Raw genomic sequence first — 16,341 nt, 5'->3', positions numbered from 1 at the left:
ACCCACCCCACCCACCCCACCCACCCCACCCACCCCACCCACCCCACCCACCCCACCCACCTCACCCACCCCACCCACCCCACCCCGGATCGCGTTGATCATGAGGTTAGCGGCGTCGAGGAGATCAAGACCGCCGTCAACTTCATGATCAACTTCGGTGAGGGTGGTGGAGGGCGGCGGGAAGAGTCGCTATTCCGTCGGAGCGGCCCACCGGGGGTTGCCGTGGGTAGGGTCGGGAGAGTGGCCGGAGTCGAGCACGGAGACGTAGCGCCGGGTGGGGACGCGATCGTCACCACCGCGTGGCAGTTGGCCGAGGCGGAGGGGTGGGCGGCGGTCACCACCCGACGGCTGGCCGAACACGCCGACATCGACCTCGGCGCACTCTACGAGCGCTTCGTCGACCGGGACGCGGTGGTGGTCGCGGTCGCGGTGCGTGGCTTCGCCGATCTGGCCGCCGCGCTGGCCGCCGCACGCGGCACGGTCGGTCGGCCCGCAGAGGTGTGGCCTGCGGCGATGGGGGCCTACCTGGACTTCGCGTACGCCAACCCGGAGGTGTACGACGCGATGTTCGCGCACACGCCGGAGTTGACCCTCGGCGCCGAGCAGGTGCCCGAGACGGTCGCGGCGACCTTCGGTGAACTGCGCGCGGCGCTGGACCCGCTGGCCGCCGGGCGCGACGCCGACACCCTGGCCGAGCTGGGCTGGAGTCTGCTGCACGGCATGGTGATGCTCACCCGGGGCGGCCGGCTGCGCCCCGAGGCGCAGGAGCAACGTGACCAACTGCTCGGCGCGTACCTCTTCGACCCACGCTGACCTTGGCCTGGTCGTGCCTTCGCCCGCTTTCGCCCCTTTCGCCGGAACCGGAACCGGAACCGGAACCCGCATGATCGCGGGTGTGGTCGGTGGTGGGTAACGGTGTTGCGCCCGGTAGGGGCGGGGCGTAGCTTCCGGGCACGCCGTCGAGCCGGAAGGAGGTCAGAACAATGTCCGATGTTCTGCGCCCCCTCCGTGTTCCGGCGTCCACGCGGATCTGACCCGGGCGCCGCTTTCCCGGAGGATCAACCATGGCCGACCTGGTCATCCGTTCGCTCGTCGCGGGCGAGGAGGAACTGTTCGACTCGATGCCCGACCCGCTACAACAACTGCGCCAGGCCGGTTACGCCGACGGGACAGCCGGTGGTGGCTACCGACCCGAGCACACCTGGGTGGCACTGCTCGTCGGCCGGGTCGTCGGCCGGGCCGCCTGGCTGCTGCCGCCCGGCTCCGTCGGGACTCCTGGTTGGAACGGTTCGACCTGGGTCCGATGCCGGAGGAATTCGCCGTGTCGGGAGATGGTGCCACGCCGGGACAGTCGCCGTGCCGGTGGTCGGTGGCGTGGCGCGAGGCGGTGGCGTACCTGAGGTGGGTGCGGCATTGTTGCGCGCCGCCCACGAGGACCTCGGCGGCCCGAAGATCTACTACGCGGCGCTGCCGGCGTACTGGCGTCGGCAACCGCAGGTGCGGGCGGTGGCCGAGGCGCCGATGGCGGCGGCCCGGCTCGCTGGTCTGGTCGAACGGGGTGAACGGCTGAGATCCACCTGGACGGGTGGGTCCCTGCCGACTCCCTCAGGGCGTTTCTCCTTTCGGTCGGCCGCCAGCGCGGCGGAGATCGACTCTCTGGTGGCCCGCGTCGCCGAGCCGGAGATACTGACCGGCGTGGAGACGGCGCGGGTCGTTGCCGGGGTGGACCTGGCCCGGGATCCGCTGGCCTGGCTGGCCGGCCCGGTCGAAAACTGGCGGGTAGCGCTGGACGGCGGCAACCCGGTCGGCATCGCGGGGACGGTGGCTGACGCCTGTTTTCCGATGATCGCCTACCGCGGCCTGCTGGACGAGCCAGCTAACGGCGGTACGGGGCAGAGCGGTACGGCTCGGTACGGTGCGGCCCGGGGTGACTTGCTGGCCGACGCCGTCGGGGTGCTGGCCGCCGGTGGGGCGTACGAGGTGGTTGCCGACGTGGACGCGTACCGCGTGACAGTGGTGGCGGAGCTCGAACGGACCGGCTTCCGGCGGATCCGCTCCAGAGTGGTCTTCGCACCGGCCTGAGCCGATCAAGGATGGCGTCCTCGGTTATGCGGTCGCTTGCCGCAGAGGACTCGCCTAGAGTCCGCAGGATGACGCGCGAGGCAGCCATCGAGCCGGGTCGGATGCTGGTCTTCGACGCCGACGACACGCTCTGGGAGAACAACGTCGTCTTCGAGCGGGTGATCGACGACTTCCTGGAGTGGGTTGCTCATCCGACCCTGGACCGGATGCAGTTGCGGGCGGTCCTCGACGACATCGAGCGGGCCAACGCCGTCACCCATGGGTACGGCAGCAAGGTCTTCCTGCGCAGTCTGCGGGAGTGCCTGGAACGGTTGCGCCAGCGGCCGGCGACCGAGGCGGAGCGACACGAGATCGACGATCTGGCGGTGGCGTTGGTGACCCACCAGGTCGAGTTGATGCCCGGGGTGGCCGACGCCCTGGACCAGTTGGCCGGCCGGCACGAGCTGCTGCTGCTGACCAAGGGCGAGCGTGAGGAGCAGCAGCGCAAGCTGGACGCCTGCGGATTGCTGCACCACTTCAAGACGGCGTACATCGTGCCGGAGAAGAACGTCGAGACCTACCGCGAAGTGGTGCGCGAGCAGGCCGTGGACCCGGCGCGGGCCTGGATGATCGGTAACTCGCCGCGCTCGGACATTCTGCCCGCCCGGGCGGCCGGCTGGAACGCGGTGTTCATACCGAACGACAACACCTGGGTACTGGAGCACGACCAACTGGACGCGGCTGACGCCGGTGTGCTGCACCTGAGCGCCTTCCCCGACCTGCTGCGCCACTTCTGAGCCACGCTCGGCGGGCGCCCGGAGCAGCGGTGGTGCCCGGTGAAATGGCGCGGCGGCTCGGCCCGCCGCCACCTGCGGACACGGGTCAGGGCGGGACCCGCGGGTCCCGCCCTGACCCGTGTCGAGCCGAGCATCAGGTCAGGATGCCCCGCCACGCACGATGGACACCGCCACCCGGCAGAACTCGTCCATGTCGGGCTGGAAGCCGGCCGCGATGTCGGGATGCAGGCCGCTGCGGGTCTCGTCCAGCAGCCGCTGGCAGACCTGCTCGACCGGCTCCCCGGTATAACCGGCCCGGACCCGGTCGGTGGCGGCCTGCAATGCCGAGGTCAGCTGGTCCTCCAGCGCGCCGCGCAGCTTCTGCTGCACCGGGTCGAGCCCGCGTGGGTCCAGCGTGACGTGCGGCTCCGACATCGGTGCTCCCTTCCTCGACGTCCGCGGTACCCCACCGCGGACGTCGGTCAAACCCGTTGCGGTACGGCGGCCACCCGCACCTGGTAGGAGAAGTCCTCGGCCGGCTCCTCCTGGTAGGACAACTTCCGGATCTGCTTGTCGTCGTCGTAGATGGCGACGTCGACCAGCACGCCGAGGTGGGTCAGGCCGATGCTGGCGACCCGCTTCTTGTCCTGGAGCACCGCGCACACCCCACCCAGCAGCGTGCTGGCGTCGGAGGTGCGGTGCCCCGGTGGGCAGCGCAGGATCAGGTCGATCTCGATCGGGCCGGACAGCGGCGTCCAGCCGGTCTGCTGCGCGGCCGCGCAGGCGGCCTGCAACAGGGTGCGTACCCTCGTCGCCTGCCGGTGCCCGGCGGCGAAGATGGACAACGCCTCGGTCTTGACCGGTGGCAGGCCGCTCACCTCGAATGTCAGGGTGAGAGCGCGGGTGTCCTGCACCACGACGGCACCTCCTCGTTGGGGACGATCCTGCCCAACCGGCACGCCGGTGAGGGGCTGTTCCCGCGAGAACCAACCGATCGGGCGGGTCGGGGTCGGCCGGTGGCGTATCGACGGCGACGGCGTACGCGCTGACGGCGGAGTGTGTTCAACGCTAGTCCACCTGGCGGTCGCCCGGTAGCACCTACGGGTCAGTCGGTGGCGCGGCGGGAAGGCGCAGATTTCGTTGGGCACCCGGTTCTTGACGGTCTTGCGTCTCCGAGACGCGGAAGCAGATCGCCACCCCACCCGCAGGGCAGACGCTCAGACCCGCCTTCCAGCGCTCACCTATTGCTATGAGCCGTGGTTGGTGCGCCGGGCTCGGGCCGTGGGGTCAAGTGTGCCCCCACGGCTATCCCGGGGTGCTGTTTTCGGTCAGCGTCTGGGTGCCGAGGACGCTGAGGAGCTTGAGCCGGTCGGCGGCGTCGCTACCAGGAGCGGCGGTATAGGCGACGATGCGCAGGTCGCTGCCGGGAGCTGTGAGCAGGTCGCAGTCGAGGGTGAATGTTCCAATGTCGGGGTGGTGCACGGTCTTGGTGTGCGTCTCGTGGACGCCCACGATTCCCCTCTCCCACAGGCTGGCGAAGTCGGTACTGACGCCCCGCAGGTCCTTGACCAGAGAGCGCAGGCCGGCATCGTTGGGGTAGCGGGCGGTCGCCGCCCTGAGATCGGCGACCAACGCCGCCGCGAACCGGGCCTCCTGCTCGGGGGTTTGGCTGATCCGGCTCGCCGAACCGGCGAAGTGCCGCCAGGTGATGTTGCGTTCGCGTCCGCGCAGCTCGGACGCTTCCCCGAACAGGGCGGCCCACAACGGGTTCCACAGGACCAGGTTCCAGGCCGCGTCATACACGCTCAGCGGTGCGCCGTCCAGCTGATCGAGCAGCCTCCGGACCCCTGGTGGAACGTGTGCCGACACCTGTCCGGGGCCCGGTGCCGACTGGCCCGCGAGGAGATACAGGTGTTCGCGCTCGGCCGCCGACAGCCGCAGGGCACGGGTCAGCGCGGACAGCACCTGTGCCGAGGGGGAGGTGGCCCTGCCCTGTTCCAGGCGGATGATGTAGTCCACCGAGAGGCTGGCAAGCTGCGCCAGTTCCTCGCGTCGCAGCCCGGCGGCCCGCCGGAGTCCGCCCGTGGGGACTCCCACCGCGGCGGGGGCCGTACGGTCGCGCCAGCTACGCAGCGTCCTGCCCAGTTCCCTGGATCCGCTCACGGCTTCAGTATGCCGCTCGCTGCGCCCGGACAGCCTGGTACTGGCAGTCCACAGGCAACGGCGGGCACTGTCTGTCCATCTGCGGGGCGAGGAGGGTGGAGGCGTCATCACCCATCGATCGATCACCGGAGTGAACACTCATGACCACCGCACTGATCACCGGAGCGAACAAAGGCCTCGGTTTCGAGACGGCCCGTCGCCTGGTTGAGGCCGGGCACACCGTCTACGTCGGGGCGCGCGATGCCCACCGCGGCCGAGAGGCGGCCACCCGGCTCGGCGCCCGCTTCGTCCAACTCGACGTCACCGATGAGGACTCGGTCAAGGCCGCAGCCGACATCGTCCGCGCAGATGCCGGCCGGCTCGACGTCCTGGTGAACAACGCCGGGATCGCAGGCGCGCGCAAGCTCGGCCGGGTCGGCGACGTCACCGGGGCCGACATGCTAACCACCTACGACACGAACGTCTTCGGCGTCGTGCGCGTCACGCACGCCTTCCTGCCACTGTTGGAAGCAGGCGACGCCCCGGTCGTCGTCAACGTCAGCAGCGGGCTGGGCTCTCTAGCGGCGACCACCGACCCCAGCCGGGTGGAGTTCCGGGTGACAGTGCTGGACTACAACTCTTCCAAGACCGCGCTGGTCATGGTCACCTCGCAGTACGCCAAGGCGTACCCCGCCATCCGGTTCAACGCCGTCGATCCCGGCTACACCGCCACCGACCTCAACGGCCACCAAGGCTCCCAAAGCGTCGAAGAAGGCGCGGAGATCATCGTCCGCATGGCCTCCATCAGCGCCGACGGACCGACCGGCGGCTTCTTCGACAAGTCCGGCCCGGTCGTCTGGTAACCATCCGGTGCCGCCGCCCGCCCGTGACAGGTAGGGCGGCGGCACCACTGCGGGGAGCCCGGTGGCGGTTGTCGGTTCTGCCCGGGTACCGGGTCGAAGACCCAGTAGTTCCAGGGGAAGCCGGCCGCGCCGGTGATCGAGCCGTACCCTCGTCGCCGGTCTTGGCCTGGCCACCGACGACGCCGGCTGAGCGGGCGCGCTTGGGCTCGTGGAACGCCGGCATGCGCATCAGCGGCACCACGCTGTCCCAAAGGACCAGCGCGGCGGCGGCGGACGCCTCGGCCAGATCCGTCGCCGGGGTACGGAGTTCACCGCCCGGGTGGACACCGTCGAGGGGCGGGCGGCCGGCGTCCCCGCCGACTGACACCGCGGGAGTCAGTGTGTGTGGCGGGGCACCTCGCTACCGCTGCCACGGACGAGGAAGTCAAGGTCCGCGCCATGGTCGGCCCGCGGTAGGTGCTCGCCGTACCGCCGGGTCGACCGCGTCGAACTGTCGACTCACCGGCGGCGAGGCTGTGCCCCGAGGACGTCGGAGGGTCATCCTGCCCAGGTGATCCGTGCTGGCAGGGCGAGGTAGTCGGCGTAGCGGCCGAGCGCCTGCTCGACCTGCTCGCGTCGGGCCGGATCGAGGTCGACCAGGGGTGCCACGGTCAGCGTGACCCGGGTCTTGGACAGGGTGCGCTTCCAGGTGCCGGCGACCAGGCCGCCGATGACGACGGTGGCCTGGAAGACGCCGTTACCGCCGGGGATGATCGCCTGCTTGTGCTCGGGGTCGAGCATCAGCGCCCGGTCCTTGTAGCCGAGCAGGTACTCGTCGAAGCCGGGCAGGGGCAGCACGTCGTCGGTATCGGCGCGGGGCGCGTCGAGCAGCGGAGTGTGCAGCACCGACTCGACGCCGTCGACCAGGACCGTGGACAACTCGTCACCGGCGGCGGCGATGGCGCCCTTGGCGTCGGTCGAAGTCAGGCCCGTCCAGCCGGCGAAATCCTGCCGGGTGGTGGGGCCGTGGCTGCGGAAGTAACGCAGCGCCAGGGTGGCCAGCGCCTCTTCCCGGTCGAGTTGGTGCTGGCCAGGTGCCCACTCGTCGAGCAGCGCGAATGTCTGCTCGGTGCCGATGTTGGGGGCGATGCAGGTGACACCGCGCTGGGCGGCGTACCACAGCAGATGGTAGCCGCGCTGGCCCGCGCCGTCGATGCCGGCCGCGACGAGCGCGGCGACGCACTCGGCGCGGGTCATCCGCCCGCCGCCGGACAGGGTGCTGCCCAGCACGTCGGCCGCATGATCCGCCGCCGCCTCGGTGAGCCCGAGGAACTCGCGTCGCCGGGCCGCCCCGGCCAGGGCGCGTACGCCGGTCAGCTCCAACAGCCAGCGGGCGTCCCGGGCCGGCACCAGATGGATGGTGCCGCGCATCGGCCAGGTCCGCAGGGCCTCCCGTCCCTCCAACGCGCCCTGCACGTCGCCGTGGGTCGCCCCGGGCAGCCGGACGCCCAACGACCACATGCCGCTGGCGAGGTCCTGTGCCTGCATGGCACCGAACCACTCCACCACCTCGGCCACGTTCCCGGGCGGGGCGGCGGTGGGGTGGGACCTCAGGCGGAGGCTGGTCATCCGCAGGGCGAGCGCCTCGGCGCCACTGAGCACCGTCGAGCCGGTGGATGCCACAAGATCGCCGCCTTCTGTCGATGGTCGACGGCAGCATAGGCGCGGGCACCGACAGTCGGGGCCGGATCGGCGGGCGCGGCGCCCCCTGATCGCGCTACGGCAGCGCCGTTGATGGCGGAGCGCGATCCCCCGGTCAGGTTCGCCGGCGCGGGGCGGCGATGGGGGTCGCCGGCGCCGGTGCCATCAGGATGGCGCTTTCCGGCGTGGCCGAGAGCTGAGTCCAGATTACTTGCGGACATCTTGAGCAAGCTCCCGCCCGGTTGACGCGGCGGCGGTCAACCTTTGCGGGGCTGCGGCACCCGGACCGCCGCCATGCCGGCTGCGGCGGCGGCCTGCATGCCCAGGTCCGCGTCCTCGAAGACCAGGCATGACCGGGGGGGTACGCCGAGCAGTTCGGCGGCGCGCAGGAACGGCTCCGGGTCGGGCTTCGCGCGGCTGTAGTCCCCGGCACAGACCAGCACGTCGAAGCGGTCCAGGATGCCCAGTGCGTCGAGCGAGGCGGTGACCGCCTCCCGGGTGCTGCCGGAGACCACGGCGAACGGGATCCGGCCGTGTGCGTCGTCGATGTGGTGCAGCACCCCCGGGATGCCGGTCGCTGAGGGCAGCAGCTGCTGGAAGCGGGCCTCCCGGTGGGCGACGACCGTCTCCAGCGGCATGTCCAGTCCGTGTTGTTGGTTGAGGGCGGCCACGATCTCGGCCGTCGGCCGCCCGGCCCAGGCGTAGAAGAGCTTTTCGGGGAAGGCGCAGTCCCACTGGTCGAGAGTTTCCCGCCAGGCCGTGTAGTGCTGGGGCATCGAGTCGACGATGGTGCCGTCGCAGTCGAACAGGTACGCCTGGAAAGCGCCGGTGGGCAGGGGCAGCATCACCGGCCCAGGCTATCGGGCGGTTCGACTCGGCTGCGCGGCCGGTCAGAGCCGTTGGTACATGACCAGCAGGTCGACGTAACCCTCGGACGGGTGGTGGAAGCCCTCCGGGGTCCGGCCGACGATCTCGAAGCCCAGGGACCGCCACAGTCCGACTGCCCGGGTGTTGCTGGCCACCACCGCGTTGAACTGCATCGCGCGGTAGCCGTCGGCGCGGGCCAGGTCCAGCAGGTGCGTCCCCAGGGCGCGGCCGATGCCACGCCCGGCCGCCGATGGGGCGACCATGAAGCTGGCGTTGGCGACGTGGTCGCCGGGGCCGAGCTGGTTGGGGGTCAGCTTCGCCGAGCCGAGCGCGGTGCCGTCGGGGTCGACGGCGACCACGGTGCGGCCGGGTGGAGCCACCAACCACATTTCGCGGGCCCGAGCCTCGTCGACGTCCCGGGGCCAGGTGTACGTCTCGCCGACCGAGACGATCTCGCGCAGGAACGGCCAGATGCCCGGCCAGTCGTCGGCGGTCGCGTTCCTGATCTCCATCGTCGTGAGCATGTCAGGCGCCGTCGACACCGGCCAGCGATATCCCGGACCGGGCGCACAGGGCAGGCCGGCAGTGTTCGGCGGCGTTTGGCGACGCCAGCATCGGGTAGTCGCCGGAGCTGATCCCGAGCTGGAGGGACAAAGTATGGCAGCACAGGTCAACGTGGCGGTCATCTACTACAGCGCGACCGGCATCACCTACCAGATGGCCCAGTCGGCCCGGGAGGCCGCCGAGGACGCGGGCGCGCAGGTGCGGCTGCGCAAGGTACGCGAGCTGGCGCCGGACGAGGCGATCCGCTCCAACTCGGGATGGGAGGCGCACCGCCTAGAGACGCAGGACGTCGACGAGGCACAGCCGGACGACCTTACCTGGGCAGACGTGGTGATCTTCGGCTCGCCGACCCGCTACGGACTGGTCGCCGCCCAGCTCAAGCAGTTCATCGACGCTGCTGTCGCTGTTCCACGTCTTCTACCACTGGGGCGGCATCGTGGTCACCCCCGGGTACACCGACCCGAGCCAGTTCATCGCCGGCAATCCGTACGGCGCCTCGCATACCAGCAACAACGGCGAGATCGCCCCAGACCACGTCGCGCTCGGGGCGACGGCGTTGACGGCCAAGCGGGCGGTGCGGATCGGTGCCGCGCTGAAGCAGGGCCTGGCCGGCTGACCGGTGACGCCATCAGGCAGGTCGACACGGACCGGCGGTCCGGGCGAGGGCTCTCAGACCCGCCCGGACCGCCGGCCGTCCAGACCGCTACCCCGGATCGCCCCGGCTATGCCTGACCCGCCGTGGACAACTCACCACCGGTCGGCGCCGGCAGCAGCTCGGGAAGCAGGTCGGCCAGGACCGCCACGCCGTCCGGGCTGAGCACCGACTCCGGGTGGAACTGCACCCCGGCGAAGCCCCACCCACGGAGCGCGTGCACAGCGCCGTCGGCCTCGTCGCGGGCCAGCTCGACCGGACCGTACGGGCCCACAACCCGGTCGGCGGTGGCCCGGGCGGTGAACGTCGAGTAGAAGCCGACCCGGCGGGGCGTGCCGAAAATCGGGACCGTACGTTGCAGCCCCTGGTAGGGCGCGTCGCGGCGGTGCACGGGCAGCCCGAGCAGCCCGGCGAGGAGTTGGTGGCCGAGACAGACCGCCAGCGTCGGGTGCCCGGCGTCCAGCAGTTCGGCGAGAAACGTGCGCAGCCGGACCATCTTCTCGGTGTCGCCGGTCGGGTCACCCGGTCCCGGACCGACCACTACCAGGTCGTACGAACGCACCGGCTCCTCGGCGGACCACGGTCGAACGGAGACCGACAGCCCGAGCGCGCCCAGCTGGTGGGCCAGCATGCTGGTGAAGCTGTCCTCGCCGTCGACGATGAGGGCCCGGCGCCCGGCCAGTGCGGGCAGGGCGAGGGCACCCGGCGGGCGCTGGTCCAGCCAGAACCGGGCCAGTGGCGCGTTGCGGGCGGCCAGTGCCGCCCGGACCTGCGGGTCGTCGGCGAGGCGGACCACCGGCCGGGGGCCGGTCCGGTCGGCCTGCGGCCCCAGATCGAGGGCGGCCAGCACGCCGGCGGCCTTCGCGTGGGTCTCGGCGACCTCGGCTTCGGGGGTCGAGTGGCGGACCAGGGTCGCACCGACCGGCACCCGCAGCTCACCGGCGGGGGAGATCTCGGCGGTTCGGATGAGGATCGGAGCGTCGAGCGTCTGCCGGCCACTGTCGTCGTGGCCGAGCAGGGCGAGCACCCCAGAGTAGTAGCGGCGTCCGATGCGTTCGTGCCGGGCGATCACCCGGCAGGCGTTCTCCATCGGGCTTCCGGTCACGGTCGGGGCGAACATCGTCTCCCGCAGCACGTCGCAGACGTCCTTCGAGCCACGCCCGGCGAGCAGGTACTCGGTGTGCGCCAGGTGCGACATCTCCTTCAGGTACGGACCGACCACCTGCCCACCCTGCTCAGCGACGGTGGCCATCATCTTCAGCTCCTCGTCGAGGACCATGTACAGCTCCTCGGTCTCCTTGGTGTCGGCGAGGAAGCGCAGCAGGGCGGCCCGGTCGGCGACCGCACCGGTGTGCCGGAACGTGCCGCTGATCGGGTTCATCATCACCAGCCCGTCGTTGACGCTGACGTGCCGCTCGGGGCTGGCGCCGACCAGGGTGCGCGCGCCGGTGTGCACCACGAACGTCCAGTACGCGCCCCGCTCGCGTAACAGCAGCGAGCGCAGCGCGGCCAGCGCGGCGGTCAGTGGCGCACCCTGCACCTGGGCGTGCAGGGTGCGGTGGATGACGAAGTTGGCACCCTCGCCGCGCCCGATCTCCTCGGCGAGCACCCGGGCCACGGTGGCCGCGTACTCGTCGTCGGGGATGTCGAAGGCGGCACCGGTGGTGCGGACCGGGCCCTCGGGCAGCGCGTCGAGAACGGAGGCCATCGGCACCCGCTCGTGCCGATGGATCCGCAGGCACTCCAGTGGTACCCCGTCGTTGACACAGGCGAAGCCCCGCTCGGCGACCTGCCGGTAGGGCACCAGGGCCAGAGTGGCCGGACCGGACGCCGCAGTGGGCAGCGGGATGTCGGCGAGCCGGTCGACGGTCTGCACGGCACCGGTGAACAGGTCGAGGTGGTCGGCGCCCTCGCGGCGTAGCAGCGCGAACGGGCCGGGGTCGGCGCCGGTGGCGAGCGCGGCGAGCAGGTCGGTCAGCGAATGCATTCGGTCTCCTCGGGCCGGGTGCCGCCGTCGGGGGCGGCCCGGGAGCCGGAAGTGAACCGGTGGCCGCCTCGTCGGGCGGCCGCGTTGGTGAAGAGCTACGCGCGGGGGAGGGCCGCCGGATTGGCGGGCCACCAGCAGGACATTCGCGCGAGCATGCGAACACCCTACGCGTCGCCGTCACGGTATGGAAGTCGATCGGCGTACCCGGTGCGCGGTGACGTTGCGGCGCCGGAGTCACCGGGTACGTTGACCCGCGATGAAGATACTCGCGCTGGATCTGGGCACCTCGTCGGTGCGTGGTCTCGTGCTGGACGGCGGCGCCCGCCCGCTGCCGGGAGCGCTGGCCCGTCGTGGCGTGGTGGTCACCGTAGACGAGGCGGGCGCCGGCACCCTCGACGCCCACCAGTACCTGGCCTGCCTCACCGAATGCCTGGACGAGCTGCACCGGCAGGGCCGGCTGGACGGGGTGGAGCTGGTGGCGACCAGCGCACAGTGGCACTCGGTGGTGCCCCTCGGCGCGGACGGTGAGCCGCTCGGTCCGGTGTTGACCTGGCTGGACACCCGGGCCGAGTCGCCCGCGACGGCGGCCGGCCCGGCCGACCCGGACGCTTTCCACCAGCGCACCGGCACCTGGTGGCACCGCTGTTACTGGTCGGTGCGGCTGCCCTGGCTGCGGGCCCGGACCGGCAGCCGGGTGGCCCGCTTCAACGGCCTGGTCGAGTACGTGCTGGGGCGGCTGCTTGTCGAGGCGCCGATGTCGATGTCCCAGGCGTCGGGCACCGGCCTGCTGGACCTGCGCACCCTGGACTGGGACGCCGAGGCATCCGCGTTGGCCGAGATCCGCGGTCCGGACCTCCCCGAGCTGGCCCCGCGCGACTGGCAGGGCCGGTTGAGCGCCGAGTGCGCCCGGCGGTGGCCCGCGTTGGCAGAGGCGCGCTGGGTCCCTCCGCTCGGTGACGGCGCCGCCTCCAACGTCGGCTCCGGTTGCGTCGACCCGACCCGGGCGGCGGTGACCGTCGGCACCTCCTCGGCGGTGCGGCTGATGCAGCGGATGCCCGCCCACGCGGATCTACCGGTCCTGCCGCACCGCCTGTGGCGCTACCGCGTCGACCACGACCACGTGGTCACCGGGGCGGCTTACTCCTCCGGCGGGAACCTGTTCGCCTGGGCCGAGCGGGAACTGCGGCTACCCACCGGCCCGGCGCTCGACCAGGCGTTGGCGGTGCTGCCGCCGGGCGGCGGGCAGCCGGCGAACATCCGTTTCGGCGGCGACCGCCCACCGGGCAGCGACCCCGCCGGCCTGGGTGAGCTGCGCGGGCTGAGCTTCGGCACCACCGCGGTGGAGATGCTGGCCGGGCTGATGCGCGGCGTGTGTGACCAGGTCGTCGACGATCTGACCGTGCTGGAGTCCACGGTGGACCAGCCGGCCGAGGTGGTCCTCGGCGGCGGCGCGATGGCCGCCTCGCCGTGGTGGCGCGAGACGTTCGCCACGGTGCTGGCCCCGCGACAGGTCCGGTACGGGCGCCACCCGGAGATCGGGGCGACCGGTGCGGCGCTCGTGGCCACCGGCCGGATCGCCGATGCCGTGGTGGTGGCCGACATCGGCCGGACGGATGATCAAGCGTCGGCGACCACGACATAGGGTAGCGGCCGGCAGTACTCTTCCTGAATCATTCAGCAGGACAGGGCGTTGATACTGCTCCGGGGCCTGGTTGGATGGACGGCGCTCCCCGGGGCCGCGGCGGATGTGTGGGGGAGGAGGACGATGTGGCAGTAGGACCGGACCAGGCGCACGGAGTATCGCAGCACCGCCGGCGTCGGTTCGACGTCCGGGTGGTACCGCACCGGCGTCGCTCCCCCCTGCGCCTGCAGGACTGGCGGATGCGCACCAAGCTGGCCACCGTGCTGATCATCCCGTCGGTCGCCTTCCTGGTCCTCGCCGGGGTACAGACCCAGGGCCTGGTCGGTCAGGCCGGCACGCTCGGTGACTTCGCCCGGCAGGTCGGCATCGGCCAGGAGATCACCGTGCTGGTGCACCGGTTGCAGCAGGAACGTGACCGTACCGCTGGTGAGCTGCCCGCTTTTCGCGACGCCTCCGGCACGGAGGAGACCGATGAGGCGCTGGCCACACTTCAGCCGTACCGTGACGCCTCCGACCAGGCGGCGGCGGCCCTGCGCGGGGCGGCCGAGCCGCTGGCCGACGCGGACGCCTCCTGGCGGGACACCTTCGTGGTGGCCTCGCAGGCGTACCAGCAGGTCGGATACATCCGTAACACGCTGAGCACCGTGGTACTCAGCGACGACACCATCCTCAGTAACTATCACCGGGCGGTCGACTCGTTGCTGACCCTGCTCGCGCAACCGACGCCCGGCTCCGACCGGCCCGAACTCTCCGACGCGGTACTGCGGTATGTCCAGTTCGCCCGGGCGAAGGAGTTGTCCTCCCGGGTCAGGGCGGAGCTGTACGCGGCGGCCCAGGCCGGCGGCTACGACTCCGAGGACGTCGCGCAACTGCCCGACCTGCGGGCACGCCAGCTGACCGCGCTCGGCGCGTTCCGGATCGCGGCGACCAACGCGCAGGTCTCCCGCTACGACCAGATGAGTGTGGATCCAGCCTTCGTGGCCGCAGCGCGGCTGGAGGAGCAGGCACTGTCGCAGGGCACCTCCGGGGCGTCGGGGTTGGATGCGGAACAGTGGTGGAACGCCAGCGAGGAACGCCACGAGCTGCTTCGGGCCTACGAGGCGGAAGTGGTGGCGGCGTCGGCGCGCCAGGCCGACGACGCCAGTGACACGCAGCTGCGCGAGACGCTGCTGGTGGTCAGCGTGATTATCACTGTCCTGATGGTCGCGGTGCTGATCTCGGTGCTGATCGGCCGGTCGCTGGCCCGGTCGATCCGGCTGCTGCGGTCGCAGGCACTGCGTATCGCGCAGATCGAGTTGCCCGACGCGTTGGCCCGGCTGCGGTCGGTTTCCAGTGGTGCACCGCAGATCGAGGTCGCCCCGGCAGTCGTACGTTCGATGGACGAGATCGGCGAGCTGGCCGAGGCGTTCGTCGCGGTGCACCGCAGCGCCGTCGGGGTGGCGGTCGACCAGGCGAACATGCGGCGCAACGTCAACGCGATGTTCGTCAACCTCGCCCGCCGTAGCCAGGTGCTGGTGGAGCGGCAACTAGAGCTGCTCGACGAGCTGGAGCGCGAGGAGGGCGACCCCGAGCAGCTGGAGAACCTGTTCAAGCTCGACCACCTCGCCGCGCGCATGCGACGCAACGACGAGAGCCTGCTGGTGCTGGCCGGCACGGAGTCGACCCGCCGGTGGAACCGGCCGATCGGGCTGAGCGCGGTGCTGCTGGCGGCCAGCGCCGAGATCGAGCAGTACCAGCGGGTACGGCACGAGGCGGTGGCGGACCTGCACGTCGTCGGGCACGCGGTGGGCGAGTTGGTGCACCTGCTCGCCGAACTGCTGGAGAACGCCACCGCGTTCTCCCGGCCGGACACCGTCGTGCAGGTGATGGGCCGGGTCGACGGTCCCGGAGCGGTGATCGAGATCGCCGACCAGGGTCTTGGCATGAGTCCCGCGGCGCTGGCCGAGGCGAACGCCGTCCTGGCCGCACCGCCGGCCGCGGACGTGGCGACGGTCGAGCGGATGGGTCTGTTCGTGGTCAGCCACCTGGCGGCCCGGCAGGGGATCGACGTCCGGTTGCACGGCGGGGCCGGCGGGCTGGTAGCCCGGGTCCGCCTGCCCGGGACGCTGCTGGCACCCGCGCCGCCGCCGAGCCTGGACCCGGCGCCCTCGCCGCGCGGGCTGCCCACCGCCACAGCCCCGCCGGCCGCGACCCGACATCCGAGTGCGGCGGAGCTACCGGTGGCCGGGCGGAGACCGAGTACGGTGCCGCGCCAGGCTCACCCGGTGCCGGTACGCCCGGAGGACGTGCTCGCGCCGGCGGTGCCGGCTGCCAGCGGCGGCTGGTGGTCCCGGGAGGGACCGTCGTCGACCGTGCCGGCGGTGGGCGCCGGAATGCCAGCGCCGCCGGCGGTGCCGGTGACCGCCGGGACGAACGAGCGGGGCCTGCCGATCCGGACGCCGATGGCGCAGCTGAGCGCCGTGACCCAGCCGGCCCGCCCGGAGCAGCAACGGGCCGCCCGGCACGACCCGGACCCGGATGCGGTCGGCGGGATGCTGTCCAGGTTGTACAGCGGTGTCCGGCAGGCCGAAGCCGAGGAGACCACGGAGATACCCGTACCGCCCGGGGCATGGAGCGAAGGAGGACCTAAGTGACCACGATGTCGCAGGAGGCTCGGGATCTGAGCTGGCTGGTCGGCGCTTTCGCGGATCGGGTGCCGGGAGTGGCGCACGCGGTGGTGGTCTCCTCCGACGGCTTGCTGGTCGCGATCTCCGATCACCTGCCGCGTGACCACGCCGACAAGCTCGCTGCGGTCACCTCGGGGCTGATGAGCATCACCGCCGGTGCGGCGCAGATGTTCGACGGAGACATCGTCAAGCAGACCGTGGTCGAGATGGGGCGCGGCTACTTCCTGGTGATGCAGGTACGCGACGGTTCGATCCTGGCCACCCTGGCCGCGTCGGACGCAGACATCGGTGTGGTGGGCTACGAGATGGCCCGGCTGGCCAAGCAGGCAGGCGAGATGTTGACGCCCGCGCTGCGAGCCGAACTCCAGCAGGCGCTGCCCCGCTGAGCCGGCGGGGCAGCAAGGCGGCGGATCACCTTCCGACGTGCCGGTCACCCCGAGG

Annotated in this window: 16 protein-coding genes and 1 pseudogene; 10 read left to right on the top strand and 7 right to left on the bottom strand. The window is 71.6% G+C overall.

Annotated elements, in window-relative coordinates; translation table 11 throughout:
• From ACFHWY_RS24825 to ACFHWY_RS24810, 4 genes are all read left to right on the top strand, one after another.
• A partial coding sequence (locus ACFHWY_RS24825) for a TetR/AcrR family transcriptional regulator (RefSeq protein WP_416582659.1) occupies window positions 1-813 on the top strand: 813 nt, incomplete at its 5' end.
• A 251-nt stretch (window positions 814-1,064) separates the two neighbouring features.
• Window positions 1,065-1,400, top strand: a complete 336-nt coding sequence (locus ACFHWY_RS24820) for a hypothetical protein (protein WP_416582658.1) — start codon at window positions 1,065-1,067, stop codon at window positions 1,398-1,400.
• A 1-nt stretch (window position 1,401) separates the two neighbouring features.
• Window positions 1,402-2,082, top strand: coding sequence for an acetyltransferase (locus tag ACFHWY_RS24815; protein WP_416582657.1), 681 nt, complete (start codon window positions 1,402-1,404; stop codon window positions 2,080-2,082).
• Window positions 2,083-2,183: 101 nt separating this feature from the next.
• A complete protein-coding gene (locus ACFHWY_RS24810; RefSeq protein ID WP_416582668.1) occupies window positions 2,184-2,858 on the top strand; it encodes an HAD family hydrolase in 675 nt (224 codons plus the stop codon).
• A 138-nt stretch (window positions 2,859-2,996) separates the two neighbouring features.
• Here the strand turns inward: ACFHWY_RS24810 and ACFHWY_RS24805 are convergent, their stop codons facing one another.
• The 3 genes from ACFHWY_RS24805 to ACFHWY_RS24795 all read right to left on the bottom strand — a co-directional run bounded on the left by ACFHWY_RS24805 (window position 2,997) and on the right by ACFHWY_RS24795 (window position 5,000).
• Window positions 2,997-3,272, bottom strand: coding sequence for a hypothetical protein (locus ACFHWY_RS24805; protein WP_416582656.1), 276 nt, complete (start codon window positions 3,270-3,272; stop codon window positions 2,997-2,999).
• A gap of 47 nt (window positions 3,273-3,319) precedes the next feature.
• Window positions 3,320-3,751, bottom strand: coding sequence for a hypothetical protein (locus tag ACFHWY_RS24800; RefSeq protein ID WP_416582667.1), 432 nt, complete (start codon window positions 3,749-3,751; stop codon window positions 3,320-3,322).
• Window positions 3,752-4,142: 391 nt separating this feature from the next.
• Entirely contained in the window at window positions 4,143-5,000 is an 858-nt protein-coding gene (locus ACFHWY_RS24795; protein WP_416582655.1) for a helix-turn-helix transcriptional regulator, read from the bottom strand.
• Window positions 5,001-5,140: 140 nt separating this feature from the next.
• Between ACFHWY_RS24795 and ACFHWY_RS24790 the strand changes: the two genes are divergently transcribed.
• Both ACFHWY_RS24790 and ACFHWY_RS24785 read left to right on the top strand, forming a co-directional pair.
• On the top strand, window positions 5,141-5,842 hold the full coding sequence (locus tag ACFHWY_RS24790) for an SDR family oxidoreductase (protein WP_416582654.1): 702 nt from the start codon (window positions 5,141-5,143) through the stop codon (window positions 5,840-5,842).
• 208 nt (window positions 5,843-6,050) lie between these two features.
• Window positions 6,051-6,206 carry a hypothetical protein gene (locus ACFHWY_RS24785; protein WP_416582653.1) on the top strand — a complete coding sequence of 52 codons (156 nt, stop codon included), beginning with the start codon at window positions 6,051-6,053 and terminating at the stop codon, window positions 6,204-6,206.
• 173 nt (window positions 6,207-6,379) lie between these two features.
• Here the strand turns inward: ACFHWY_RS24785 and ACFHWY_RS24780 are convergent, their stop codons facing one another.
• The 3 genes from ACFHWY_RS24780 to ACFHWY_RS24770 all read right to left on the bottom strand — a co-directional run bounded on the left by ACFHWY_RS24780 (window position 6,380) and on the right by ACFHWY_RS24770 (window position 8,901).
• On the bottom strand, window positions 6,380-7,450 hold the full coding sequence (locus tag ACFHWY_RS24780) for a winged helix DNA-binding domain-containing protein (RefSeq protein ID WP_416582666.1): 1,071 nt from the start codon (window positions 7,448-7,450) through the stop codon (window positions 6,380-6,382).
• Between the two features lie 329 nt (window positions 7,451-7,779).
• On the bottom strand, window positions 7,780-8,367 hold the full coding sequence (locus ACFHWY_RS24775) for an HAD family hydrolase (RefSeq protein WP_416582665.1): 588 nt from the start codon (window positions 8,365-8,367) through the stop codon (window positions 7,780-7,782).
• 45 nt (window positions 8,368-8,412) lie between these two features.
• A complete protein-coding gene (locus ACFHWY_RS24770; protein ID WP_416582652.1) occupies window positions 8,413-8,901 on the bottom strand; it encodes a GNAT family N-acetyltransferase in 489 nt (162 codons plus the stop codon).
• 145 nt (window positions 8,902-9,046) lie between these two features.
• Between ACFHWY_RS24770 and ACFHWY_RS24765 the strand changes: the two are divergent.
• Window positions 9,047-9,569 (top strand): annotated as a pseudogene (locus ACFHWY_RS24765) (flavodoxin family protein).
• A 106-nt stretch (window positions 9,570-9,675) separates the two neighbouring features.
• Here the strand turns inward: ACFHWY_RS24765 and ACFHWY_RS24760 are convergent.
• Entirely contained in the window at window positions 9,676-11,592 is a 1,917-nt protein-coding gene (locus ACFHWY_RS24760) for an anthranilate synthase family protein (RefSeq protein ID WP_416582651.1), read from the bottom strand.
• A 256-nt stretch (window positions 11,593-11,848) separates the two neighbouring features.
• On the opposite strand from ACFHWY_RS24760, the gene ACFHWY_RS24755 reads away from it, so the two are divergent.
• The 3 genes from ACFHWY_RS24755 to ACFHWY_RS24745 all read left to right on the top strand — a co-directional run bounded on the left by ACFHWY_RS24755 (window position 11,849) and on the right by ACFHWY_RS24745 (window position 16,286).
• Window positions 11,849-13,234: an FGGY family carbohydrate kinase gene (locus ACFHWY_RS24755; protein WP_416582650.1), complete on the top strand. Its 1,386-nt coding sequence runs from the start codon at window positions 11,849-11,851 to the stop codon at window positions 13,232-13,234.
• Between the two features lie 125 nt (window positions 13,235-13,359).
• The gene (locus ACFHWY_RS24750) at window positions 13,360-15,867 is read left to right on the top strand and encodes a nitrate- and nitrite sensing domain-containing protein (RefSeq protein ID WP_416582649.1); all 2,508 of its coding nucleotides are present in this window, start codon (window positions 13,360-13,362) and stop codon (window positions 15,865-15,867) included.
• Between the two features lie 5 nt (window positions 15,868-15,872).
• Window positions 15,873-16,286 carry a roadblock/LC7 domain-containing protein gene (locus tag ACFHWY_RS24745; protein WP_416582664.1) on the top strand — a complete coding sequence of 138 codons (414 nt, stop codon included), beginning with the start codon at window positions 15,873-15,875 and terminating at the stop codon, window positions 16,284-16,286.
• Window positions 16,287-16,341 lie beyond the last annotated feature (55 nt).

The organism is Micromonospora sp. LOL_024 (genome assembly GCF_048060415.1).
GTDB lineage: Bacteria > Actinomycetota > Actinomycetes > Mycobacteriales > Micromonosporaceae > Micromonospora.
Note: the sequence above shows the minus strand (reverse complement) of the source record. Positions and strands in the feature narration are given on the sequence as shown.